The organism is Arenimonas maotaiensis (assembly GCF_014638745.1).
GTDB lineage: Bacteria > Pseudomonadota > Gammaproteobacteria > Xanthomonadales > Xanthomonadaceae > Arenimonas > Arenimonas maotaiensis.
In genome coordinates, this window is sequence record NZ_BMFO01000005.1 from 44,171 (window position 1) to 65,750 (window position 21,580).

The window sequence follows — 21,580 nt, forward strand, 5'->3', positions numbered from 1 at the left end:
CATGGAGCCGCTGCGGCTGGCATTGCCCGGCGGCGACGCGCTCATCGCGCATCTGTTCCGCGCCGCGCCTGAACGCCGGCGCGCCCGCAGCGTGGTGGTGGCGCCGGCCACCGCCGCGCCGCAGACCTATTACGCGCCGTTCTGCCGGTATCTGGCCGAGCAGGGTTTCGATATCATCGGTTTCGATTTCCGCGGCGTGGCGCAATCGCGGCTGAGGCCGATACGGGACTACGCCGATGTCGGTTTCTCCGATTGGGCCATGCAGGATTATCCGGCGGTGATCGCGCATCTGCACGGACTGTTTCCCGATCAGCCGCTGTACATCGTCGGCCACAGCGTCGGCGGCTGGATGCCGGGCGTGACGCCGGCCAGCGCCGACATCGATGGCATCCTCGGCGTCGCCGCGTTGTCGGCGTATTGGCCGCTGATGGCGCGTCCGCACCGCTACGGCCATTGGCTGGCCTGGCATGTACTGGTGCCCGCGAGTACCGCGCTGTTCGACCGCTGGCCGGGCTGGGCCGGCCTGAAGCACGACCTGCCGGCCAAGCTCGGCCGCGAATTCTCCGAATGGGCCAAAGATCCGGAATTCGTGTTCGGCGCCCGCCAGTTCGATGCCCGCGGCAATGCGCGCGCGTTCCGCGGCCATATGCACCTGCTGCAGATCGCCGACGACCCGTGGGGCACGCCGGCGGCGGTGCGCGCTTTGCTGGAACACTATCCGAACGCGCGTAGCCGGATGATGGAAACGCTGCGCCCGGCCGATTTCGGCACCGGCGCCATCGGCCATCTCGGCTTTTTCCACAGTCGGCACCGCGAAACCCTGTGGCCGCACGCCCTGGCCTGTCTCGACGCTTTCGGCTGATCCGTGACATGGTATTACGCGCCGTCTGTGGCGCGATCGATGCCGCGTGACGCATCCTATGCAGTCATTTTCAACGCTCCGAATTGCCGTTATGGCGAAAGCACGCCTGCACACCCCGAAAGACACCGTCACGGCCTCGCTGATGTGGTGGTTTTCCATCCTGCTGCCTTTGGTCGCGCCGATCGTTTTCGGCTTCCGCTCCGGCGATGCCTTCGTGCGTGACGCAAGCAAGGCGTCCCTGAACGGCCAGCTGGTGCTGTCCGCCATCGCGTTGGCCGCCGCCCCGTTCGCGGCCACGTCCGTCGCGCCCTGGCTTTGGTCGGCGCTTCTGGCCGCGCATGCGCTGATCGCCGGCCGGGGCGCACTGGCAGCCCGCATCGGGCTCCTGTACAGGGCGCCGCTGATACCGCGTCTGCTGAAGTAGGATTGCCGCCGGAAACTGGCGGAGCGGCCATCGCCGTGCTGTAATGGCCGCACCATCCCGCCGGAGTCCGCCATGTCCGAATCGTCCCCGAAAAGCGCAATGATCCTCGGCGGCAGCATCGCCGTCGGCCTCGTCGCGCTCGGCCTCACCCTGGGCCAGAGCCTTATCCGCTTCAAGGAGTACGAGCGCACGGTCAGCGTCAAAGGCCTGTCCCAGCGCGAGGTGCCGGCCGATACCGCGCTGTGGCCGGTGACCTTCGCCGCCAGCGGCAACGAGCTGTCGGCGGTGTACACCCGGCTGGAAAACGACGGCGCCAAGGTGCGCCAGTTCCTGCTCGACAAGGGCTTCAAGCCGGAGGAAATCAGCTTGTCGGCGCCGAACGTCAACGACAAGGGCCAATACGGCGACGAGAACCGCGTCGGTTCGCGCTTCTATGCGACCCAGACCTATACCGTATACACCCGCAACATCGCCCTGGTGCGCCAGATGAGCACGCAGATCGCCGAGCTCGGCAAGCAGGGCGTCGGCGTCGGTGGCGGCTACCAGCCCACCGAATACCTGTTCTCCGGCCTGAACGAGCTCAAGCCGAAGATGATCGAGGAAGCCACCCGCAACGCGCGCCAGGTGGCGCAGAAGTTCGCGGCCGACTCCGACAGCCGCTTGGGCAAGATCAAATCCGCCAACCAGGGCCAGTTCAGCCTGGAGCCGCGCGATGCCAACACGCCGCACATCAAGACCGTGCGGGTGGTGTCCACGGTGGAGTATTACCTGTCGGATTGAGTGGTTCAGGCGCGGACCCGCGGTTTGTGGGACAATGGCCGTCAATTCACCTGAGAGTACGCCGTCATGAGAAAAGCCCGCGCCCGTCGCCGCGCTGCCCGCCTGAAAGGCCGGTAAGCCGAAAAAACCCGCCGAATGGCGGGTTTTTTGTGCTTTAATACGCGCTCAAGCAGGGGTGCCGGACGGCTGAGACATACCCTTAGAACCTGATGCGGTTAGCACCGCCGGAGGGAGCTTAAGACTCGATGCGTTCGGGCCGCCTGCGTTCATTCCAAAGGATTCCCATGAACGCGCAACTCAATCCGCTGCAGCAGCAGGCCCAGACCCTCTCCGAATCGGTGACCACGCCGATTCCCGGTTCGACCAAGATTTACCTCGAAGGCTCGCGCCCGGACCTGCGCGTGCCGATGCGCGAAATCGCGCTGTCGCCGACACCCAAGCTGTTCGGCGAGGACGTCAACCACCCGTTCGCGGTGTATGACACCTCCGGCCCGTACACCGACGGCGCGGTATCGATCGACCTGCTGAAAGGTCTGCCCGCCGTGCGCGCCGCCTGGATCGCCGAACGCGGCGACACCGAAGTGCTGCCCGGCCTGAGCTCGGCCTTCGGCCGTACCCGCGAAGCCGATCCGGCGCTGGACGGCGTGCGTTTCGCGCACCGCTTGCCGCCGCGCCGCGCGCTGGCCGGCGGCAACGTCAGCCAGATGCATTACGCCCGCCGCGGCATCATCACGCCGGAGATGGAATACATCGCCATCCGCGAGAACCAGCGCATCGACGCCATCACCGAGGCGCACCTGCTGCGCCAGCACCGCGGCCAGAACTTCGGCGCCAGCATCCCGGCGCGCATCACGCCCGAGTTCGTGCGCAGCGAAGTGGCGCGCGGGCGCGCGGTGATTCCGGCCAACATCAATCACCCCGAGCTGGAGCCGATGATCATCGGCCGCAACTTCCTGACCAAGGTCAACGCCAATATCGGCAATTCGGCGGTGTCCTCCGGCATCGCCGAGGAAGTGGAGAAGCTGGTCTGGTCGATCCGCTGGGGCGCCGACACGGTGATGGACCTGTCGACCGGCAAGAACATCCACGAGACCCGCGAGTGGATCCTGCGCAATTCGCCGGTGCCGATCGGCACCGTGCCGATCTACCAGGCGCTGGAGAAGGTCGACGGCCGCGCCGAGGAACTGACCTGGGACATCTTCCGCGACACCTTGATCGAACAGGCCGAGCAGGGCGTGGACTACTTCACCATCCACGCCGGCGTGCTGCTGCGCTATGTGCCGCTGACCGCGAAACGCGTCACCGGCATCGTCAGCCGCGGCGGTTCGATCATGGCCAAGTGGTGCCTGGCGCATCACAAAGAGAATTTCCTGTACACGCACTTCGAAGAGATCTGCGAGATCATGAAAGCCTACGACGTCAGCTTCTCGCTCGGCGACGGCCTGCGCCCGGGCTCGATTGCCGACGCCAACGACGAGGCCCAGTTCGGCGAACTGGAGACGCTGGGCGAGCTGACCCAAATCGCCTGGAAGCACGACGTGCAGACCATCATCGAAGGCCCCGGTCACGTGCCCATGCACCTGATCAAGGAGAACATGGATAAGCAGTTGCGCGAATGCGGCGAGGCGCCGTTCTACACGCTCGGCCCGCTGACCACCGACATCGCGCCGGGCTACGACCATATCACCAGCGCCATCGGCGCGGCGATGATCGGCTGGTACGGCACCGCCATGCTCTGCTACGTGACGCCGAAGGAGCACCTGGGGCTGCCCAACAAGCAGGACGTGCGCGAGGGCCTGATGGCCTACAAGATCGCCGCGCACGCCGCCGACCTGGCCAAGGGCCACCCGGGCGCGCAGGCGCGCGACAACGCGTTGAGCAAGGCGCGCTTCGAGTTCCGCTGGGAGGACCAGTTCAACCTCGGCCTGGATCCGGAGCGCGCGCGCGAATACCACGACGAGACCATGCCCAAGCAGGCGCACAAGGTCGCGCATTTCTGCTCGATGTGCGGTCCGCATTTCTGCTCGATGAAAATCACCCAGGACGTGCGCGAGTACGCCGACCGGCAGGAGGTCGAGCAGGGCATGGCCGAGAAGTCGAAGGAATTCCTGGCCCAGGGCGCCGAGGTCTACCGGCCGGAGTGAGGCTTACCGGTGGGCGGGCAAAAAAAGTCCGCCGGTCGGCGGACAAGTCGGAGAGTCGGTCGGCGCGCCGCGGGATCAGTTGCGGGTTGCGCCCATGTAGGCCCGGACCGCGTCGACATAGGCGCGGTCTTCGTGGCGGATATGGTTGAACAGCCAGTCGGCCAACAGGGCGTGCAGGGCTTCGCTGGTGTCCTCGCCGGCGCGGAAGCGGTCCTGCAGGGCGCGTACCCGGTCGATGAACACCGCATGCGCGCGGCGGTGGCTGTCGAGCAGCTCGTAGCCGGCTTCCTCCAGCAGCGATTCCTCGAAGCCGAAGTGGAAGAGGGCGTAGTCGGCGGTCTGTTCGAACACCTGCGCGACTTCATCGGATCCGCCCCCGTGGCGCGCGCGCGCCAACCGGTTCAGGTTGTCGGCGATGGTGCGGTGCTGGCCGTCGATCACGTCGATGCCGATGTCGAGTCCGTCGTTCCAGACCAGGATCTGCATGGCGTGCCCCTCAGCGTCCTGCGCCGAAGAAGCGGCCCAGCGAACGCGACAGCCAGCCGCCTTCATGCGTTTCGGCCGCCAGCCGGTTCATGCTGCGCTTGACCGATTCGACGTAGTCGTGGTCGTCGTTGCGGATGTGGTTGACCAGCCAGCGCGACAGCAGACCGTGCAGTTCGGCCGAGATGTCCTCGCCGGCGCGGAAGCGCATGCGCAGGTCGGCCACGCGCTTGACGAACAGCTCGTGCACTTTCTTGTGCGGCTTGGACAGCGGATAGCCGGCGTCCTCCATCAGCGACTCCTCGAACGCGAAGTGCGACAGCGTGTATTCCACGGTCGACTCGATGACCTCGCCGACGGCCGCGGCGTCGCCGTGTTCGCGCGCCTCGTGCAGCTGGTTGACGTAATCGACGATGCGGCGGTGCTGGCCATCGATCACGTCGATGCCGGTGTCCAGTTCCGCGTTCCATTTCAGTATGGCCATGTGCATTCCCCCGTCCGGCGTAGCCCGGAAGTCGGGCTTGACACGCCATCGCACAGGCATAGCCTAGTGCCGGCGGCGGCAGGCCGTTTTGATCCGGATCAAGCCGGCGCCGGGGCGTTCAACCGCGCTCGCGGCCGATGGACAGGAACGCCGGCAGGATGTGCCCGGCGCTGAGCGGCGCCACGGGCACCGGATACGGCGGGCGCGGATCGATCCAGGCCAACGCCTCGATTTCGGCGCCGGCCGCCGGCTCGCCCGAGACCGCCACGTGGAACGCTTCGCCACGCACCCGTCGGCCCGGTTCGTTGACCGCATCGGCCTCGAACTCGCCCAGCCGCACCGCGCTTTCCGGCCGCAGCCGGACGCCCAACTCCTCCCGCAGCTCGCGCGCCAGCGTGGTCAGCGCGTCTTCGCCGGGCTCGCGCTTGCCGCCGGGTTGGATGAAGGTGCCCGAGCCGCGTTTGCGCACCAGCAGCACCCGTCCTCGCGCGTCGACGATGACGGCAGCCACGGTACGGATCGGGAGGTTATCGTTCATCGACTCGTCGGGCGTGCGGCGCCTGCCGGCAAAAGGAAAGACCGCCTTGCGGCGGTCTTTCCGGAACGGCCTTGGCGGGCCGGTGTCACTTGATCAGGCGCAGCGCGAACGGGACACGGAATTCCTTGCCCGAGGTCGCGGCGATGGCGCCCATGATGCAGAACGCCAACTGGCAGATGCCGACCGCGATGAGCACCAGGAAGCCGATCAGGATCAGGCTCAGGATGGTGCCGGCGATGTAGCCGATGATCGCCGTGATCGACCAGTTCAGCGCTTCCTTGGCCTGGTCCATGGCGTAGGCGTCGTCTTTCTTGGTCAGGTACACGATCAGGCCGGGGATGAAGCCGAAGAACAGCGTGCCGATCCAGACGATCAGCGCCAGGTTCTTGGAGTCCTGCGATACGGTTTGGGTGTTGTTGTCCAACGTGAATCTCCCTGAGAGGTTGTGATGGTTATGTATGGTGCGGCGGTCAAACAGCATAAACCGGCCGCATGACGGAACGATGACGGTCCCCACGCCGGGCATCCATTGCGTCTATTCCCGATTAAACGTCAGTTCGCGGCCCGCGTCAATCCGTGCCATGGTGCCATGCCCGGCCTTGCCGGATATGGAAAAGCCGCCTTGCGGCGGCTTTTCCGGCGGATCAGAAGTTGGGCTTCTCCGGCGCGTCGTTGAAGCGCGCCACCGATTCGAGGATGATGTCCTTGGCTTCCGCGGCGCCGCCCCAGCCGTCGAGCTTGACCCACTTGCCCTTTTCCAGGTCCTTGTAGTGCTCGAAGAAGTGGCCGATGCGGTCCAGCCAGTGCTGCGAGACCTGGCCGATGTCCTCGATGTGGGCATAGCCGCTGAACACCTTGTCGATCGGCACCGCGACCAGCTTCTCGTCGGAACCGGCTTCGTCCTGCATGCGCAGCACGCCGACCGGGCGGCAGCGGATGACCGAGCCCGGCACCAGCGGCAGCGGCAGGATCACCAGCACGTCGGCCGGGTCGCCGTCGCCGCACAGGGTGTGCGGGATGTAGCCGTAGTTGCACGGGTAGCGCATCGGGGTCGACAGGATGCGGTCGACGAAGATGGCGCCGGTGGCCTTGTCGACCTCGTACTTCACCGGTTCGGCGTCTTTCGGGATTTCGATGATGACGTTGACTTCGTTCGGCACGTCTTTGCCGGTCGGGACCAGGTCCAGGGCCATGGGATGCTCCTTACAAAACAAGGCGTGCATGATACCGCAAGCCCGTCGAATGTTCATCCGGAATTTCCATGCCGTTGCGCCATCGCCTTGATTTGCAAGGCCGGTCAGGGGCGGGGCGGGAGCGCAGGCTTGACCCGGATCAATTCCCGCCGGAGTTTATGCGGTAAACTACGCCCATAGCACAACCACTCTACCAAAGGATCATCCCAATGCAATCGTCCATGCTGTCGCACGCCCTCGCCGTCGAATTCCCGGAACTGCTCGAGCGCATCCATTTCCTGAAAGCCAGCGACCACCACTTCGCCCGTTTGCTGGAAGAACACGATGCCGTCGACCAGCGCATCACCCGCGATGAAGAGAAGATCGAACCGCTGAGCGACGAGACCCTGCACGAACTCAAGCAGCAGCGCCTGAAGCTGAAGGACGAACTGTACCAGATCGCCACCTCGGCCTGATTGCGGCCTGTGGCTTGAACGGAAACGGCGCCCTCGGGCGCCGTTTCGCGTTTCGGCGGGATGTGCCGGATCAGCCGTAGCAGTACACCGCCAGCTTGTTGCCGTCCAGGTCGCGGAAGTAGCCGGCATAGAAGCCGGAATCGCCGCGCGGACCGGCCGGACCTTCGTCCTGGCCGCCCAACGCGAGCGCCTTGGCGTGCAGGCGGTCGACCTTTTCGGTGCTGTCCACCGCCAGGGCGGTCATGCCGCCGTTGCCGATCGTGGCCGCCTGGCCGTCGTAGGGCAGGATCACGGCCAGCGCCGGCTGGCCCGGCGCGGTGCCCCACATCACGAAGCGCTCCATTTCCATGGCCCGGGCCGCGCCGATGTCGGCCAGCAGGGTGTCGTAAAAAGCGGCGGCGCGCGCCAGGTCGTTGGTGCCGAGGGTGACGTAACCGATCATGGGGTTCTCCGGATTGAAAGCCGAAAGGATAGCAGGCCGAGGCAGTCAGCCGCCATCAAATCAAGGGCGTCAGGTCGATCTGCCCGATCCAGGACCAGACCAGCAGGGCGGTGGCGATCAGCGCCGACAGCCCGACCACAAAGCCCAGCACGCCGGTCACGAATGAAATCGCCATCAGCAGGCCGTCGCGTTCGGCCATGGCGAAACCGAACAGCGCGATGGCGATGCCCGGCGGCACGTTGGTGAACGGGCCGGGCGCCAGGATCACCAGCGCCAGCAGCAGGCAGAACAGCGCCGCCACGCGGTTGACCGGCGCCGAAGTCATCGGCGCCCAACGCGGTTTGGCGAAGCGCTCCAGGCGCCGGATCCAGTGCTGCCGGCGCTGCAGGCCGGACTGGATGGCCTGCGCCGGGAAGCGCTTGCCGTCGAACCGCGCCGGCATGTACGGCCGCGCGTGGCCGGCCGCCTGTTGCGCCGAGAACAGCAGCACCGGCACCGCCATCAGCGAGCACAGGCCGGTCGGCAGCACCGCCGCCAGCATGCCGAACAGGATGTACACGAAACCGAAACCGCGGTGGCCCATGGCGTCGAGCAGGTCGCTGAGGCGGATGTCGCGGCCTTGGAAACGGTCGAGCAGGTGCAGCAGGGCCTCGTGCAGCGGAGCGTCCGTGGCGGGTTGGCGGCGTTGGCCGGAGTCTTCGTCGGTCATGGCCGCAGTATCGCCCATCCGTCCGCCGGCCGGGTGAACCGGCCATGAAAAACCCCGCCGAGGCGGGGTTTTCCGGTATTGCGGCAGACCATCATCAGGCCAGGAACGGAATCAACAGCAGGGCCACGATGTTGATGATCTTGATCAGCGGGTTGATGGCCGGGCCGGCGGTGTCCTTGTACGGGTCGCCGACGGTGTCGCCGGTGACCGCGGCTTTGTGCGCCTCGGAACCCTTGCCGCCGTGATGGCCTTCCTCGATGTACTTCTTGGCGTTGTCCCAGGCACCGCCGCCGGTGCACATCGAGACCGCCACGAACAGGCCGGTGACGATGGTGCCCATCAACAGACCGCCGAGGGCGTCCGCGCCCAAGGTGAAGCCGACCGCGACCGGAATCAGCAACGGCAGCAGCGAGGGCACGATCATCTCGCGGATGGCGGATTTGGTCAGCAGGTCGACGGCTTTGTCGTACTGCGGCTTGCCGGTGCCTTCCATGATGCCCGCGATCTCGCGGAACTGGCGGCGCACTTCCTCGACCACCGCGCCGGCGGCGCGGCCCACGGCCTGCATGGCCATGGCGCCGAACAGGTACGGAATCATGCCGCCGATCAGCAGGCCGATGACCACCTGCGGGTTGTCGATGGAGAAGTTCACCGGGGCGAAGCCGTCGCCGCGCTCGGCCAGTTTGTGCGAGTAGTCGGCGAACAGCACCAACGCGGCCAGACCGGCCGAACCGATGGCGTAGCCTTTGGTGACCGCCTTGGTGGTGTTGCCGACGGCGTCCAGGGCGTCGGTGGTGACGCGGATCTCCTTGTCCATGCCCGACATCTCGGCGATGCCGCCGGCGTTGTCGGTGATCGGACCGTAGGCGTCCAGCGCCACGATCATGCCCGCCATCGACAGCATGGCGGTGGCGGCCACGGCCACGCCGTACAGGCCTGCCAGGTGGTAGCAGCCGTAGATCGAGGCGGCCACCGCCAGCACCGGCGCGGCGGTCGACTTCATCGACACCGCCAGACCGGCGATGACGTTGGTGCCGTGGCCGGTTTCCGAGGCCTTGGCCACGTCCTGCACCGGCGCGAATTCGGTCGCGGTGTAGTATTCGGTGATGACCACCAGCGCGGCGGTCAGGCCGAGGCCGATCAGCGCGCACCAGAAGATGCCGTTGACGTATTCCGGCGCGAACATGGCGTCGGTGACGAACCAGAACGCGATGGCGGCCAGCACGCCGGAGACGCCCAGGCCGCGGTACAGCGCGTTCATGATCTTGCCGCCGTCGCGCGCCTTGACGAAGAACGTGCCGATGATCGAGGCCACGATCGAGACCGCGCCCAACACCAGCGGATACATCGCGCCGGCCATGCCGAACTGGCTGTAGGAGATGCCGGCGATCAGCATCGCCGCGATCACGGTCACCGCATAGGTCTCGAACAGGTCGGCGGCCATGCCGGCGCAGTCGCCGACGTTGTCGCCGACGTTGTCGGCGATCACCGCCGGATTGCGCGGGTCGTCTTCCGGGATGCCGGCTTCGACCTTGCCGACCAGGTCGGCGCCGACGTCGGCGCCCTTGGTGAAGATGCCGCCGCCCAGACGGGCGAAGATGGAGATCAGCGAGCTGCCGAAGGCCAAGCCGATCATCGGCTGCAGCACCTGCTTCAGGTCGGCCTCATCGGAGGCCGCGCCGCCGGTGAGGAACAGGAAGTAGCCGGCGACGCCGAGCAGGCCCAGGCCGACCACCAGCATGCCGGTGATCGCGCCGCCCTTGAAGCTGACGTTCAGCGCGGCGTTCAGGCCCTGGGTGGCCGCTTGCGCGGTGCGTACGTTGGCGCGCACCGAGACGAACATGCCGATGAAGCCGGCCACGCCCGAGAGCACCGCGCCGACGGCGAAGCCGATGGCGGTGTTCCAATCCAGCGCGAAGCCGATCAGCGCGAACAGCGCCACGCCGACCACGGCGATGGTGGTGTATTGACGGCGCAGGTAGGCGCCGGCGCCTTCCTGCACGGCGGCCGCGATGGCCTGCATCTTGTCGTTGCCGGCATCCTGTTTCAGGATCCAGCCGGTGGTGATGAGTCCGTAAACGATGGCCAACGCCGCACAGGCGAGCGCCAATTCCAGAGCATATTGCGTGAACATTCCGTACTCCCTCGGTCATGGTGAAGTGGGACGGTCTGTGCCGTCTTGCCATGAGTATGTCAGAGCTTTCGAAACTTAACTAGGGCTGAACGGAAAAAGCGGAAACAGCCCGCCGCCGGCACCCGGCGACAGGCTCGGAGTTGTTTATTTATCCCATGCTTTCAGACGCTTACGTACCATGGGCAAGTCCAGCTTGAGGTGCGACGGCAGGCCGTTCTTGGCCAGCGGCACCGGCGCTGCGCCCTGCACCAACGGCGACAGATAGCGGCGGCAGGCGGCGGTGATGCCGAAGCCGTCCTTGCGGATGAAGCCGTCCGGCATCTTCTTCTCGGCATTGGCCACCCGGCTCAGCGGCACCGGGTCGATGTGCCAGCGGTAGGGTTCATCGGAGGTCCGGACGATGGCCGGCATCACGCCGTTGTTGCCGGCCAAGGCCAGTTCGACCGCGGCCTTGCCCACCGCCAGCGCGTGGTCGAGATCGACCTGAGAGGCCAGGTGGCGGCCGGAACGCTGCAGGTAATCCGGCACCGCCCAGTGCACCTTCAGGCCGAGTTCGTCCTTCACCATACCGGCCAGCAGCGGCCCCACGCCGCCGAGCTGGCTGTGGCCGAAAGCGTCCACGCTGCCTTCGGCCTGGGCCAGAAAGTTGCCGTCCGGAGTCTTCACGCCTTCGGACACCACCACCACGCAGTAGCCGACTTTGGCCACGGTGTCCTGCACCTTGGCCAGGAACGCCGCCTTGTCGAACGCGCGCTCGGGGAACAGGATGATGTGCGGCGCGTCCTTGGCGCCTTCGCCGGCGAGGCCTGCGGCGGCGGCCAACCAACCGGCGTGGCGGCCCATCACCTCGTACACGAACACCTTGGTCGAGGTCTCGGCCATGGCGGCCACGTCGATCGCGGCTTCCATCACGGAGACCGCGGTGTAGCGGGCGGCCGAGCCGAAGCCCGGGCAGCAGTCGGTCAGCACCAGGTCGTTGTCGACGGTTTTCGGCACCGCCACGCAGGTCAGTTCATACCCGGATTGCTGCGCCAGCTGCGAGATCTTCAGCGCGGTGTCGGCCGAGTCGTTGCCGCCGTTGTACAGGAAATAGCGGATGTCGTGCGCCTTGAACACCTCGAGCAGGCGCTGGTATTTGGCGGCATCCTGTTCCAGCGACTTCAGTTTGTAACGGCAGGAGCCGAATGCGCCGCCGGGTGTGTGGGCCAAGGCCTTGATTTCACTGGCGCTGATCGATGAAGTGTCGAGCAGTTGTTCGCGCAGCACGCCCAGAATGCCGTTTTTGCCGGCCAACACCGGCACACGGCGGGCACGGGCCTGCGCCAAGACGGCGCTGGCGCTGGCGTTGATCACGGCGGTGACGCCGCCGGATTGGGCATAAAGTAATCTGCCTTTCGACATGAACATCCTTTAAAATTGACTAAACAGACGGCAACGGTTACGGTGTCATTATGGCAAATTTCCGCCGCCGAGGCGCCCGCTAGCAGGCTGCCCATAACCAGAATTTCCATCAGACTTTTCGAGGTGTTATGCGTTTGGTTCTTCTCGGTGCCCCCGGTTCGGGCAAAGGCACGCAAGCGGCGCGGTTGAAGGAATTCCTCAACGTCCCGCACATCTCCACCGGCGAACTGCTGCGCGCCGCGGTGGCCGCCGGCACTCCGCTGGGCCTGCAGGCCAAGGAAGTGATGGAAGCCGGCAATCTGGTGTCCGACGACATCGTGCTCGGCATGCTGGAAGAACGCCTGCTCAAACCCGATACCGGCAACGGTTTCATCCTCGACGGCTACCCGCGCAATCTGGCCCAGGCCAACGCCTTGGGCGCGCTGTTGGCCAAGCTGCAGCAGCCGATCGACATCGCCGTGCAGCTGGACGTCGACACCGAGCTGCTGGTCGAGCGCCTGGCCGGCCGCGCCAAAGCCGAAGGCCGCGCCGACGACAGCCCGGACGCGGTGCGCAAGCGTCTGGCCGTGTACGAAAGCCAGACCGCGCCGGTGGTCGATTTCTACCGCAATCTCGGCAAGTTGGCGCATCTGGACGGCGTCGGTTCGCTCGACGAGGTATTCACCCGCATCACCGAAGCCTTGGCCGGAACCCCGGACGTCGGCTGATTCGCGCGGCATGAACCTGCACATCCTCGGCATCTGCGGCACCTTCATGGGCGGCGTGGCGGCGCTGGCGCGCGAGCTCGGCCACCGCGTGCAGGGCTCCGACGCCAACGTCTATCCGCCGATGTCGACCCAGCTCGAACAGCTGGGCATCGGTCTGCACAGCGGCTACCGGCCGGACGACATCGCCGCCGACACCGACTGCGTGCTGGTCGGCAATGCGTTGTCGCGCGGCAACCCGGCGGTCGAACATGTGCTGAACCGGCAGTTGAACTACCGTTCCGGCGCCCAGTGGCTGGCCGAGAACGTGCTGCCGGGCCGGCACACGCTGGCCGTGGCCGGCACGCACGGCAAGACCACCACCACCTCGATTCTGGCGTTCCTGCTGGAGGCGGCCGGGCGTGAGCCCGGGTTTCTGGTCGGCGGCGTGCCGGAGAATTTCGGCGTCTCGGCGCGCCTGGGCAGCGGCCGCGAGTTCGTGGTCGAAGCCGACGAATATGACACCGCGTTCTTCGACAAACGCTCCAAGTTCGTGCATTACGGCCCGCGCGTGGCCATCCTCAACAACCTCGAGTTCGACCACGCCGACATCTTTCCGGACCTGGCCGCCATCCAGCGCCAGTTCCACCATCTGGTGCGCATCGTGCCCGGTGAAGGCCGCCTGATCGTCAACGGCGAAGACGCGGCGCTGGCCGAGGTACTGGCGATGGGCTGCTGGACGCCGGTCGAGCGCTTCGCCATCGACGCCGACGCCGAGTGGCAGGCCGAGCTGACCGCCGCCGACGGCTCCGAATTCGTGCTGAAGCATCTGGGCAAGGCGCTGGGCACCGTGCGTTGGCCGCTGGTCGGCCGCCACAACGTGATGAACGCGCTGGCCGCGTTCGCCGCCTGCCATGCGGTCGGCGTCGACGTCGCCGCCGTCATCCCGAGCCTGGCCGGCTTCGTCAGCGTCAAGCGCCGGCTGGAAGTGGTCGGCACCGCGCACGGCGTCACCGTCTACGACGACTTCGCCCACCACCCGACCGCTATCCGCACCACGTTGGAAGGCCTGCGCGCCCGCGTCGGCGGCGCCCGCATCCTGGTGGCGATGGAGCCGCGTTCGAATTCGATGCGCCTCGGCGCACATGCGCGCGAGATCGCGCCGTCGCTGGCCGCCGCCGACGACGTGGTGTTCCTGCACCGCCCGGAACTGCCATGGGACGCCGATGCCGTGGTCTCGGCCTTGAAGGGCGAGGGTCACAAAGTGGCCACGGTCGAGGCGCTGGTCGAGCGCCTGCAGTCCATCGCCCGCGACGGCGACCACATCGTATTCATGTCCAACGGCGGTTTCGAAGACGCACCGCGCCGCTGCCTGCGCGCCTTGCAGGCCTAACCCCGTTTCAATCCGGAGGCTTCATGTCGCTTCAGGGCAAAACCCTTTTCATCACCGGCGCCTCGCGCGGCATCGGCTTGGCCATCGCCAAGAAGGCCGGCAGTCTCGGCGCCAATGTGGTCATCGCCGCCAAGTCGGCGGTACCGAACCCTAAGCTGCCGGGTACCATCTTCACCGCCGCAGCCGAGGTTGAAGCCGCCGGCGGCCAGGCGCTGGCCATCCAATGCGACATCCGCGACGAGGCGGCCGTTGAGGCCGCGATGGCGAAGGCCGCTGGGCATTTCGGCGGCATCGACGTGTTGGTCAACAACGCCAGCGCGATCTGGCTGCGCGGCGCGCTCGACACCCCGATGAAGCGTTTCGACCTGATGAGCCAAGTGAATTCGCGCGGCAGCTTCCTGTGCGCGCAGAAGGCCTTGCCGTATCTGCTCAAGGCGCCGAATCCGCACATCCTGACCCTGGCGCCGCCGCCGAGCCTGGATCCGAAGTGGTGGGGGCCGCACACCGGCTACACTCTGGCCAAGATGGGCATGAGCCTGGTCACGCTCGGCTTGGCCGAGGAGTTCAAGGGCAAGGTCGCGGTCAATGCGCTCTGGCCGCAGACGGTGATCGGCACCGACGCCATCAACATGATTCCCGGCGTCGACCTCGGCAACTGCCGCAAACCCGAAATCGTCGCCGACGCCGCGGTACGGATCCTGCAGCAACCGGCCGCCGTAGCCACCGGACGTTTCTATATCGACGAGGCGGTGTTGCGCGAAGCCGGCGTCACCGATTTCGACGCGTACGCCATTGAGCCCGGGAAGCCGCTGTTGCCGGATCTGTTCCTTTGATTCCCGGAGTGTGACATACCGTTACGCCGGAGAATTGACAGGCTGAAGCCGTTCGGGCGACAGTGCCGCGGTCTTCAACCTCCGGCGCACTCCCTTTGAAACACGGTAAACTCGGCTTCACCATCCTCGAGCTCATGCTGGTCATCGCCATCGTGGGCGTGCTGGCCGCCATCGCGATACCGATCTACCAGGATTACCGGGTCCGGGCCAACATCACCGAAGCCATGCAGCGCGCCGGATCGTTGAAGAACGCGGTCGCCGAATACTACTTCACCAATGACGAGTTCCCGGACGCCATGGCGGACATGGGGCTGGAGGACGAGGTCGATCCGACCCGCAACGTCTCCCTGGTGCATATCAACGACCGCTACATCTGCATCCACATGCGCAACACCGGCGCGCCGGAAATCGATGGCGCGACGCACCCCATCCGGCTGCAGCCGGTCGGCGACGGGGCGACCGTGTCCTGGTTATGCGGGCACTCGGGCGCGGTGCCGGACGGCTACTTCGCGCAGAACTGCCGCAACCATATCGAGAGCACGTCGGCGGGCGGCTGAGGGAGCACGGGCCGCGGCGGTTTATAATCGCAGTCCCGAAACCGCTTCCGACAGGATGCCCCGCGATGAAATACCTGCATGCCATGGTCCGCGTCCGCGACCTCGACGCTTCCCTGAAATTCTTCCGCGACGCGCTCGGCCTGCGCGAAAACCGCCGGCGCGATTATCCGGAAGGCCGCTTCACCCTGGTCTACCTGGGGGCGCCGGAGAATCCGGATTCCGAAATCGAGCTGACTTTCAACTACGACGACGAGGATTACGGCAGCGCCCGCAACTTCGGCCATCTGGCCTTCGAGGTCGACGACATCTACGCTGCCTGCGACCGCCTGCAGGCCGCCGGCGTGGTCATCAACCGCCCGCCGCGCGACGGCCGCATGGCGTTCGTGCGCTCGCCGGACCTGATTTCGATCGAGCTGCTGCAGAAGGGTGCCGCCCTGCCGCCGCAGGAACCGTGGGCCTCGATGCCGAACACCGGCGTCTGGTGATTCAGCCGCCGTCGAGCCGCTCGCCGCAGCGGCGGCAGTAGCGGGCGTCGCTGAAGTGCCCGGCCAGCCCGCAGCGGCCGCATTCGCGCAGATCGAGTTCGAGCTTCGCCGACTTCATGGTCTGCGCGATTTCCGCGGCGTAGATGCCGGTCGGCACCGCGATCACGCTGTAGCCGATCAGCATCAGCAGCGATGACACCATCTGCCCCAGCGGGGTGCCGGGCGTGACGTCGCCGTAGCCGACGGTGGACACGGTGACCACGGCCCAGTACATCGCCACCGGAATCGAGGTGAAGCCGTGCTCCGGGCCCTCGACTACGTACATCAGCGAGCCGAAGATGGTGACCACGATCAGGATGCTGAAGAAGAACACGCCGATCTTGCGGCTGCTGCGGCTCAGCGCCAGCACCAGCACGTTGGCCTCGTTCAGGAAGGTCGACAGCTTGAGCAGGCGGAAGATGCGCAGCACCCGCAGCAGGCGCACCACCAGCAGGTACTGCGAACCCGGCAGCACCAGGGACACGAAGGCCGGCAGGATGGCCAGGATGTCGATCACGCCGAGCGCGCTGCGCACGTAGCGCATCGGTTTTTCCAGCACCAACAGGCGCAGCACCAGTTCGACCAGGAACAGCGCGGTGAAGCCCCATTCCAATGCGTAGAACAGGCCGCTGTGGCTGCGGTGCACCGCGCCCACGCTGTCGGCGATGGTGACCGCCACGCTGGCCAGGATGATCCAGATCAACGCGATGTCGAAGTGCAGGCCGGCCGGGGTATCGTGGTGGAACACGATGCGGTGCCACGTCGCGCGCCAGCCGCCGGCCGGGTGCGGGGCGAGGACCGGATTGAAGAAATGCTTCAGCATGCCGCGCCTCCGGGGCTTCAGTCCAGGGCCTGACCGATGTCCGCCAGCAGGTCGTCCGGGTGTTCCAATCCCACCGACATACGGATCAGGTCCGGCGGCGAGACCGCGTTGGCGCCTTCGATCGAGGCGCGGTGTTCGATCAGCGATTCGACGCCGCCCAGCGAGGTGGCGTTGGTGAACAGGCGCACGCGCGCGGCGAAGCGCAGCGCCGCGTCGCGGCCGCCGCGGAAACGGATCGACAGCATGCCACCGAAGTCACGCATCTGGCGCGCGGCCACGGCGTGCCCGGGATGCGAAGCCAGTCCCGGATACAGCACGGCGGCGATGGCCGGGTGCGTGCCCAGGAATTCCGCGATGCGGCGGGCGTTGGCGCAGTGCCAGGCCATGCGTGCCGGCAACGAGCGCGCGCCGCGCAGGATCAGCCAGCTGTTGAACGGCGAGGCGATGCCGCCGGTGATGTGGCGCCGGTGCGCGGCCGTTTCATACAGGGCGTCGGCCTTGGCGAACACCAGCGCGCCGCCCATCACGTCACTGTGACCGCCGAGGTATTTGGTAGTCGAATGCATCGCCACGTCGGCGCCGAGCGCCAGCGGCTGCTGCAGGGCCGGGGTGGCGAAGGTGTTGTCGCAGGCCAGCAGTGCGCCGCCGGCGCGCGCGATATCGGCCAGAGCGGCGATGTCGGCCACCGCCATGCGCGGGTTCGAGGGGGTTTCGGCCCAGATCATCCGGGTCTGCGGCGTCATCGCGGCGCGCACGGCGTCCAAGTCGGTCATATCGACCGTCCGGCAGGCGATTTGCCGCAGCGGCAGGAATTCGCGCGCCAGCACGCGCAGGCCGGTGTAGCAGTCGTCGGGAATCAGCACCTCGCTGCCGTTCGGTAACGATTCCAGCAAGCCTTGCATCGCCGCCATGCCGGAGGCATAGGCCAAGGCGCGTTCGCCACCTTCCAACGCCGCCAGGCAGGCTTCCAGCCGGTCCTGGGTCGGGTTGCCTTCGCGTTGGTATTCGAAGCCGGCTTGGCGTTCGCCGGCCGGGCCGTGCCGGAACGTGGTGCTCAGGTGCAGCGGCGGCGCCACCGCGCCGGTTTCGGCGTCCGGTTCGGCACCGGCATGCACGGCAAGGGTCTCAAAGCGCATGGCATTCTCCCGGATCCAGCGCCCGCAGGCGCAGCTGCTGCACGAATTGCGTTTCGCTTTCGAACACGAAGGCGTCCAGACCGGCCTGCCGCGCGCCCTCGGCATTGGCCACTTTATCATCGACGTACAGGGTCGCGGCGGCCGAGAAGCCCAGGCGCTCCAGGCACAGCAGGAACGCCGCCGGATCCGGCTTGCGCAGACCGATGCTGCCGGAGCAGACCAGGCGGGTACGGAACAGCGGCATCAGCTCGGGCACGATGCGTTCGGCGTGCTGGTGCAGCCAGTGGCCGTTGTTGCTGAAGATGCCAAGCTGCACCTGGCCGGCCAGCGCCTGGCAGATGCGCAGCATGCCCGGCCGCGCGCGGGTGGCGGTGCGGCGGGCGGCGATGAAGTCCTGGCCGGGGATGTCCAGGCCCCAGTCGCTGCGCAGGCGGTCCATGTAGTCGTCCAGGCCGAACTCGCCGCGCTCGGAGCGCTTCTCCAGGCCGCTGCCGAATACCGCGCGCTCGATGGCCTCCGGGCTGGCGCCGGCCGAGGCCGCCAGCGCGCGGCACCGGCGCTCGCGGCTGTAATCCACGAGCACGTGGTCCAGGTCGAGCAGCAGCAGTTTCGGCGCCGTCATCCGGCGGCGATGTCCGCGAACACCTCGCGGGCGGCGGCTAGGGTGTGCGCGATTTCGGTCTCGCCGTGCATCGACGACAGGAAGCCGGCTTCGAACGCCGACGGCGCGAAATACACGCCGCGCTGCAGCATGCCGTGGAAGAAACGGTTGAAGCGTGCGCCGTCGGAAGCCATGGCGTCGGCGTAGCCGTTGATCGGACCTTCGCGGAAATACAGGCCGAACATGGCGCACACGCCAGTGGTGGTGAACGCCACGCCGGCCGCGTCGGCGGCCTGCTGCAGACCGTCGCGCAGCAGGCGGGTTCGGGCTTCCAGGTTTTCATAGAAGCCCGGCGCCTGGATCAGCTCCAGCGTGGCCAAGCCGGCGGCCATCGCCACCGGATTGCCGCTGAGCGTACCGGCCTGGTAGATCGGGCCGCTCGGCGCGATCTGGCGCATCAGGTCGCGGCGGCCGCCATAGGCGCCGACCGGCATGCCGCCGCCGATGATCTTGCCGAAGGTGGTCAAATCGGGCGTGACGCCGTACAGCGCCTGCGCGCCGCCGAGCGCGACGCGGAAGCCGGTCATCACTTCGTCGAAGATCAGGATGGCGCCGTGCTTGCTGCACAGTTCGCGCAGATGCTGCAGATAACCTTCGGCCGGCACGATGCAGTTGGCATTGCCGACGATCGGCTCGACGATGACGCCGGCGATATCGCCGCCGAGGTCATCGAACAGCCGGGTGGCGGCCTCGAAATCGTTGTAGGGCAGGGTCAGGGTCAGGTCGGCCAGGGTCTTCGGCACGCCCGGCGAGTTCGGCACGCCGAGGGTAAGCATGCCGGAGCCGGCCTTGACTAGGAAGGAGTCGCCGTGGCCGTGGTAGCAGCCCTCGAACTTCACGATGCGGTTGCGGCCGGTGGCGCCGCGCGCCAGGCGGATGGCTGATAGCGTAGCCTCGGTGCCGGAGTTCACCATGCGTACCATTTCGCAGCTGGGCACCAGGCGGGTGATGGTCTGCGCCATGGTCACTTCCAGCGCGTTCGGCACGCCGAAGCTCAGGCCGTCGCGCATCACGGCGTCGACCGCCGCGATCACCTTCGGATGCGCATGGCCGGCGATCATCGGGCCCCAGGAGCCGATGTAATCGACATAGCGGTTGCCGTCGACGTCGATCAGGTAGGCGCCTTCGGCGCGTTTGGCGAAGAACGGTTCGCCGCCGACCGATTTGAACGCGCGCACCGGCGAGTTGACGCCGCCGGGCATCAGGTCGAGGGCTTGCTGGAAAAGGGCGTGGCTGTTGTCGTGGTTCATGATGGGACCTTGTCGAATGCGAGATGGTAGGCGGTAAGCGCGGCAGCGGGGTCGGGGGCGTCGAACACGCCGGAAATCACCGCGATGAAATCGGCGCCGGCCGCGCGCAGTTGCCCGCTATTATCCGGGCTTATGCCGCCGATGGCGACCGTGGGCTTGCCGAGCGCTTTGGCTTCGGCGAACAGCGCCAGCGGCGCGCGCGGCGCCAACGGCTTGGTCGGCGATGGAAACACGGCGCCGAACGCCAGGTAATCGACGTCCAGCGCCGCCATCGCGGCCGCGCGCTCGAGATCGCCGTAACAGGACACGCCGATGATCACATCCCGCCCGGCGGCATTGCGCACGGCAGCCGGATCGGCGTCGGAGCCGCCCAAGTGCACGCCGTCGGCGCCGATGTCCAAGGCCAGGCGCCAGTCGTCATTGACGATCAGCGGCACGCCGGCGCGTCGGCAGATCGGCAACAGGGCGCTGGCCTGTTCATGCCGGAGGGCGGCATCCGCGCCTTTATGCCGGTATTGCAGCAAGGCCGCCGGCTGGGCCAGCAGCGCGGCCACCTGCCGGCAGAGCGCCTCGGTGTCGCTGCGGTCCGGTGTGATCAGATAGATACCGCTACGGGTTTTCAGGCGGGAAGGCATCGGGGTGCATATAATGGCGGCAGACCCTCATTTTAGGTGCATTTATGTCGGATAACGCGGAATTCAGCCGCTGGATATGCGTGGTGTGCGGCTATGTCTACGATGAGGCCGAGGGCTGGCCGGAAGAGGGCATTGCGCCCGGAACCCGCTGGCAGGACGTGCCGGAAGAGTGGGGTTGCCCCGATTGCGGGGTCGGCAAGGCCGATTTCGAGCTGCTGACCGACTGACGCGGCGGGTCAGGGCCGGTCTTCGCCGTCGAAACCGCCGAAGCGCAGTTCGTCGCCCCGCTTCAGGCCCAGGTCCGAGGCCTGTCCGGCGTTGAGTTCCAGTACGTACTTCGCCGGCCCGGCGCTGGGATAGATCGGGCATTGCGGCTGTTGGCCGCAGGGCAGTACGCCCAGTTGCGCCGAAACCAAGCGCCGATCCTGGTCGAAATACAGGATGTCGAGCGGGATATAGGTGTTCTTCATCCAGTACGCCAAGGGCTCGACATCGTCGTGGATGAACAGCATGCCGGCGTCCGGCGCCAGCTCCCGGCGGAACATCAGGCCGTGCTCGCGCGATTCCGGCGTATCCGCCAGTTCCACCGCATAGCGCTTGCCTTTGACCTCCGCCCACGGGCTTTCGTTCAGCTGGGCGCAGCCGCTGGCGATGGACAGCAGGTAGCTGGCGAGGGCGAGCAGGAATCGGTGGCGCATGGCGTTCTCCGTGGGTGAAGGCACAGGATTCACCGCCGCCGCCGCCGCGTCAAGCGCCGCCATGCCGCGGCCGGGCTTGCTTGCCTGAATCCCTGGTTAATCGTCTGCGTTTGCGGTTGACGCCTTGTCGTTTCCTTGACATAATGTGCAACTCGCTCGGGACGGAACGTCGCCAAGCGCGGCAACAGACGCGGAAAGAAATTTCAGGCCAATGTTGACGAGTCCCAAAAGGTCTGCCATACTGTGCGACCACTTCGAGACGAAATGTCCGAAGCGCGAAACCCTCAGGGTGCCGCAACGAGTTCTTTGTAAATGTGCGCAGGAAATTTGTGCGGGCG

Annotated in this window: 26 protein-coding genes and 1 riboswitch; of the genes, 11 read left to right on the plus strand and 15 right to left on the minus strand. The window is 66.6% G+C overall.

Annotation, left to right across the window (positions count from 1 at the left end; genetic code table 11):
- Position 1: 1 nt before the first annotated feature.
- From IEV56_RS10000 to thiC, 4 genes are all read left to right on the plus strand, one after another.
- Entirely contained in the window at positions 2-862 is an 861-nt protein-coding gene (locus IEV56_RS10000) for an alpha/beta hydrolase family protein (protein ID WP_188450223.1), read from the plus strand.
- Positions 863-953: 91 nt separating this feature from the next.
- Positions 954-1,286, plus strand: a complete 333-nt coding sequence (locus IEV56_RS10005) for a magnetosome magnetite crystal formation protein family (RefSeq protein ID WP_188450224.1) — start codon at positions 954-956, stop codon at positions 1,284-1,286.
- 72 nt (positions 1,287-1,358) lie between these two features.
- The gene (locus tag IEV56_RS10010) at positions 1,359-2,066 is read left to right on the plus strand and encodes an SIMPL domain-containing protein (RefSeq protein ID WP_188450225.1); all 708 of its coding nucleotides are present in this window, start codon (positions 1,359-1,361) and stop codon (positions 2,064-2,066) included.
- A gap of 161 nt (positions 2,067-2,227) precedes the next feature.
- Positions 2,228-2,316, plus strand: a riboswitch (TPP riboswitch).
- A gap of 34 nt (positions 2,317-2,350) precedes the next feature.
- Positions 2,351-4,210 (plus strand): phosphomethylpyrimidine synthase ThiC, encoded by a 1,860-nt coding sequence (thiC, locus tag IEV56_RS10015; protein WP_188450226.1) that lies wholly within the window; start codon positions 2,351-2,353, stop codon positions 4,208-4,210.
- A gap of 75 nt (positions 4,211-4,285) precedes the next feature.
- Here the strand turns inward: thiC and IEV56_RS10020 are convergent, their stop codons facing one another.
- The 5 genes from IEV56_RS10020 to ppa form a co-directional block, all read right to left on the minus strand.
- Positions 4,286-4,696, minus strand: coding sequence for a bacteriohemerythrin (locus IEV56_RS10020; protein WP_188450227.1), 411 nt, complete (start codon positions 4,694-4,696; stop codon positions 4,286-4,288).
- Between the two features lie 10 nt (positions 4,697-4,706).
- Positions 4,707-5,177 (minus strand): bacteriohemerythrin, encoded by a 471-nt coding sequence (locus IEV56_RS10025; protein WP_188450228.1) that lies wholly within the window; start codon positions 5,175-5,177, stop codon positions 4,707-4,709.
- A gap of 118 nt (positions 5,178-5,295) precedes the next feature.
- Positions 5,296-5,715, minus strand: a complete 420-nt coding sequence (locus tag IEV56_RS10030; protein ID WP_188450229.1) for an NUDIX hydrolase — start codon at positions 5,713-5,715, stop codon at positions 5,296-5,298.
- Between the two features lie 85 nt (positions 5,716-5,800).
- On the minus strand, positions 5,801-6,139 hold the full coding sequence (locus tag IEV56_RS10035; RefSeq protein ID WP_229730248.1) for a DUF4870 domain-containing protein: 339 nt from the start codon (positions 6,137-6,139) through the stop codon (positions 5,801-5,803).
- A 220-nt stretch (positions 6,140-6,359) separates the two neighbouring features.
- The gene (ppa, locus tag IEV56_RS10040; RefSeq protein ID WP_188450231.1) at positions 6,360-6,908 is read right to left on the minus strand and encodes an inorganic diphosphatase; all 549 of its coding nucleotides are present in this window, start codon (positions 6,906-6,908) and stop codon (positions 6,360-6,362) included.
- A gap of 209 nt (positions 6,909-7,117) precedes the next feature.
- Here ppa and IEV56_RS10045 point away from each other — a divergent pair, with 209 nt between their 5' ends.
- Positions 7,118-7,363 (plus strand): HP1242/YdcH family protein, encoded by a 246-nt coding sequence (locus IEV56_RS10045; RefSeq protein ID WP_229730249.1) that lies wholly within the window; start codon positions 7,118-7,120, stop codon positions 7,361-7,363.
- 70 nt (positions 7,364-7,433) lie between these two features.
- Here IEV56_RS10045 and IEV56_RS10050 read toward each other — a convergent pair whose 3' ends face one another.
- The 4 genes from IEV56_RS10050 to IEV56_RS10065 all read right to left on the minus strand — a co-directional run bounded on the left by IEV56_RS10050 (position 7,434) and on the right by IEV56_RS10065 (position 12,049).
- Positions 7,434-7,805 carry a VOC family protein gene (locus IEV56_RS10050; RefSeq protein ID WP_188450232.1) on the minus strand — a complete coding sequence of 124 codons (372 nt, stop codon included), beginning with the start codon at positions 7,803-7,805 and terminating at the stop codon, positions 7,434-7,436.
- A 55-nt stretch (positions 7,806-7,860) separates the two neighbouring features.
- The gene (locus tag IEV56_RS10055) at positions 7,861-8,514 is read right to left on the minus strand and encodes an exopolysaccharide biosynthesis protein (RefSeq protein WP_188450233.1); all 654 of its coding nucleotides are present in this window, start codon (positions 8,512-8,514) and stop codon (positions 7,861-7,863) included.
- 94 nt (positions 8,515-8,608) lie between these two features.
- Complete coding sequence (locus tag IEV56_RS10060; protein WP_188450234.1) at positions 8,609-10,648, minus strand: sodium-translocating pyrophosphatase; 2,040 nt, start codon at positions 10,646-10,648, stop codon at positions 8,609-8,611.
- Positions 10,649-10,792: 144 nt separating this feature from the next.
- Positions 10,793-12,049: a 6-phosphofructokinase gene (locus IEV56_RS10065; RefSeq protein WP_188450235.1), complete on the minus strand. Its 1,257-nt coding sequence runs from the start codon at positions 12,047-12,049 to the stop codon at positions 10,793-10,795.
- Between the two features lie 128 nt (positions 12,050-12,177).
- On the opposite strand from IEV56_RS10065, the gene IEV56_RS10070 reads away from it, so the two are divergent.
- From IEV56_RS10070 to IEV56_RS10090, 5 genes are all read left to right on the plus strand, one after another.
- Positions 12,178-12,756: an adenylate kinase gene (locus IEV56_RS10070; protein WP_188450236.1), complete on the plus strand. Its 579-nt coding sequence runs from the start codon at positions 12,178-12,180 to the stop codon at positions 12,754-12,756.
- 10 nt (positions 12,757-12,766) lie between these two features.
- A complete protein-coding gene (gene mpl, locus IEV56_RS10075) occupies positions 12,767-14,125 on the plus strand; it encodes a UDP-N-acetylmuramate:L-alanyl-gamma-D-glutamyl-meso-diaminopimelate ligase (RefSeq protein WP_188450237.1) in 1,359 nt (452 codons plus the stop codon).
- A 23-nt stretch (positions 14,126-14,148) separates the two neighbouring features.
- On the plus strand, positions 14,149-14,958 hold the full coding sequence (locus tag IEV56_RS10080) for an SDR family oxidoreductase (protein ID WP_188450238.1): 810 nt from the start codon (positions 14,149-14,151) through the stop codon (positions 14,956-14,958).
- Between the two features lie 95 nt (positions 14,959-15,053).
- Positions 15,054-15,515 carry a pilin gene (locus IEV56_RS10085; protein ID WP_188450239.1) on the plus strand — a complete coding sequence of 154 codons (462 nt, stop codon included), beginning with the start codon at positions 15,054-15,056 and terminating at the stop codon, positions 15,513-15,515.
- Positions 15,516-15,580: 65 nt separating this feature from the next.
- Positions 15,581-16,000: a VOC family protein gene (locus IEV56_RS10090; RefSeq protein ID WP_188450240.1), complete on the plus strand. Its 420-nt coding sequence runs from the start codon at positions 15,581-15,583 to the stop codon at positions 15,998-16,000.
- A 1-nt stretch (position 16,001) separates the two neighbouring features.
- Here IEV56_RS10090 and IEV56_RS10095 read toward each other — a convergent pair whose 3' ends face one another.
- From IEV56_RS10095 to thiE, 5 genes are read right to left on the minus strand one after another with little or no spacing between them, the layout of a single operon-like run.
- Complete coding sequence (locus IEV56_RS10095; protein ID WP_425488578.1) at positions 16,002-16,859, minus strand: ion transporter; 858 nt, start codon at positions 16,857-16,859, stop codon at positions 16,002-16,004.
- A gap of 20 nt (positions 16,860-16,879) precedes the next feature.
- Entirely contained in the window at positions 16,880-17,998 is a 1,119-nt protein-coding gene (locus tag IEV56_RS10100) for a trans-sulfuration enzyme family protein (RefSeq protein WP_188450242.1), read from the minus strand.
- A complete protein-coding gene (locus IEV56_RS10105; protein WP_188450243.1) occupies positions 17,988-18,620 on the minus strand; it encodes an HAD-IA family hydrolase in 633 nt (210 codons plus the stop codon). Before IEV56_RS10105 ends, IEV56_RS10100 begins: the two co-directional genes overlap by 11 nt.
- Entirely contained in the window at positions 18,617-19,909 is a 1,293-nt protein-coding gene (hemL, locus tag IEV56_RS10110; RefSeq protein WP_188450244.1) for a glutamate-1-semialdehyde 2,1-aminomutase, read from the minus strand. Before hemL ends, IEV56_RS10105 begins: the two co-directional genes overlap by 4 nt.
- On the minus strand, positions 19,906-20,544 hold the full coding sequence (gene thiE / locus IEV56_RS10115) for a thiamine phosphate synthase (RefSeq protein WP_188450245.1): 639 nt from the start codon (positions 20,542-20,544) through the stop codon (positions 19,906-19,908). The genes hemL and thiE overlap by 4 nt, the downstream gene beginning before the upstream one ends.
- Before the next feature lie 44 nt (positions 20,545-20,588).
- Here thiE and IEV56_RS10120 point away from each other — a divergent pair, with 44 nt between their 5' ends.
- Positions 20,589-20,771: a rubredoxin gene (locus tag IEV56_RS10120; protein ID WP_188450246.1), complete on the plus strand. Its 183-nt coding sequence runs from the start codon at positions 20,589-20,591 to the stop codon at positions 20,769-20,771.
- Positions 20,772-20,780: 9 nt separating this feature from the next.
- Here IEV56_RS10120 and IEV56_RS10125 read toward each other — a convergent pair whose 3' ends face one another.
- Positions 20,781-21,242 carry a DUF192 domain-containing protein gene (locus IEV56_RS10125; RefSeq protein WP_188450247.1) on the minus strand — a complete coding sequence of 154 codons (462 nt, stop codon included), beginning with the start codon at positions 21,240-21,242 and terminating at the stop codon, positions 20,781-20,783.
- Between the last annotated feature and the right edge of the window lie 338 nt (positions 21,243-21,580).

Excerpts from the sequence above, each read along its gene's own strand:
- IEV56_RS10000 (WP_188450223.1), top strand. The coding sequence starts at position 2 with ATGGAGCCGCTGCGGCTGGCATTGCCCGGCGGCGACGCGCTCATCGCG.
- IEV56_RS10005 (WP_188450224.1), top strand. The coding sequence starts at position 954 with ATGGCGAAAGCACGCCTGCACACCCCGAAAGACACCGTCACGGCCTCG.
- IEV56_RS10010 (WP_188450225.1), top strand. The coding sequence starts at position 1,359 with ATGTCCGAATCGTCCCCGAAAAGCGCAATGATCCTCGGCGGCAGCATC.
- thiC (WP_188450226.1), top strand. The coding sequence starts at position 2,351 with ATGAACGCGCAACTCAATCCGCTGCAGCAGCAGGCCCAGACCCTCTCC.
- IEV56_RS10020 (WP_188450227.1), bottom strand. The coding sequence starts at position 4,696 with ATGCAGATCCTGGTCTGGAACGACGGACTCGACATCGGCATCGACGTG.
- IEV56_RS10025 (WP_188450228.1), bottom strand. The coding sequence starts at position 5,177 with ATGGCCATACTGAAATGGAACGCGGAACTGGACACCGGCATCGACGTG.
- IEV56_RS10030 (WP_188450229.1), bottom strand. The coding sequence starts at position 5,715 with ATGAACGATAACCTCCCGATCCGTACCGTGGCTGCCGTCATCGTCGAC.
- ppa (WP_188450231.1), bottom strand. The coding sequence starts at position 6,908 with ATGGCCCTGGACCTGGTCCCGACCGGCAAAGACGTGCCGAACGAAGTC.
- IEV56_RS10045 (WP_229730249.1), top strand. The coding sequence starts at position 7,118 with ATGCAATCGTCCATGCTGTCGCACGCCCTCGCCGTCGAATTCCCGGAA.
- IEV56_RS10050 (WP_188450232.1), bottom strand. The coding sequence starts at position 7,805 with ATGATCGGTTACGTCACCCTCGGCACCAACGACCTGGCGCGCGCCGCC.
- IEV56_RS10055 (WP_188450233.1), bottom strand. The coding sequence starts at position 8,514 with ATGACCGACGAAGACTCCGGCCAACGCCGCCAACCCGCCACGGACGCT.
- IEV56_RS10060 (WP_188450234.1), bottom strand. The coding sequence starts at position 10,648 with ATGTTCACGCAATATGCTCTGGAATTGGCGCTCGCCTGTGCGGCGTTG.
- IEV56_RS10065 (WP_188450235.1), bottom strand. The coding sequence starts at position 12,049 with ATGTCGAAAGGCAGATTACTTTATGCCCAATCCGGCGGCGTCACCGCC.
- IEV56_RS10070 (WP_188450236.1), top strand. The coding sequence starts at position 12,178 with ATGCGTTTGGTTCTTCTCGGTGCCCCCGGTTCGGGCAAAGGCACGCAA.
- mpl (WP_188450237.1), top strand. The coding sequence starts at position 12,767 with ATGAACCTGCACATCCTCGGCATCTGCGGCACCTTCATGGGCGGCGTG.
- IEV56_RS10080 (WP_188450238.1), top strand. The coding sequence starts at position 14,149 with ATGTCGCTTCAGGGCAAAACCCTTTTCATCACCGGCGCCTCGCGCGGC.
- IEV56_RS10090 (WP_188450240.1), top strand. The coding sequence starts at position 15,581 with ATGAAATACCTGCATGCCATGGTCCGCGTCCGCGACCTCGACGCTTCC.
- IEV56_RS10100 (WP_188450242.1), bottom strand. The coding sequence starts at position 17,998 with ATGCGCTTTGAGACCCTTGCCGTGCATGCCGGTGCCGAACCGGACGCC.
- IEV56_RS10105 (WP_188450243.1), bottom strand. The coding sequence starts at position 18,620 with ATGACGGCGCCGAAACTGCTGCTGCTCGACCTGGACCACGTGCTCGTG.
- hemL (WP_188450244.1), bottom strand. The coding sequence starts at position 19,909 with ATGAACCACGACAACAGCCACGCCCTTTTCCAGCAAGCCCTCGACCTG.
- thiE (WP_188450245.1), bottom strand. The coding sequence starts at position 20,544 with ATGCCTTCCCGCCTGAAAACCCGTAGCGGTATCTATCTGATCACACCG.
- IEV56_RS10120 (WP_188450246.1), top strand. The coding sequence starts at position 20,589 with ATGTCGGATAACGCGGAATTCAGCCGCTGGATATGCGTGGTGTGCGGC.
- IEV56_RS10125 (WP_188450247.1), bottom strand. The coding sequence starts at position 21,242 with ATGCGCCACCGATTCCTGCTCGCCCTCGCCAGCTACCTGCTGTCCATC.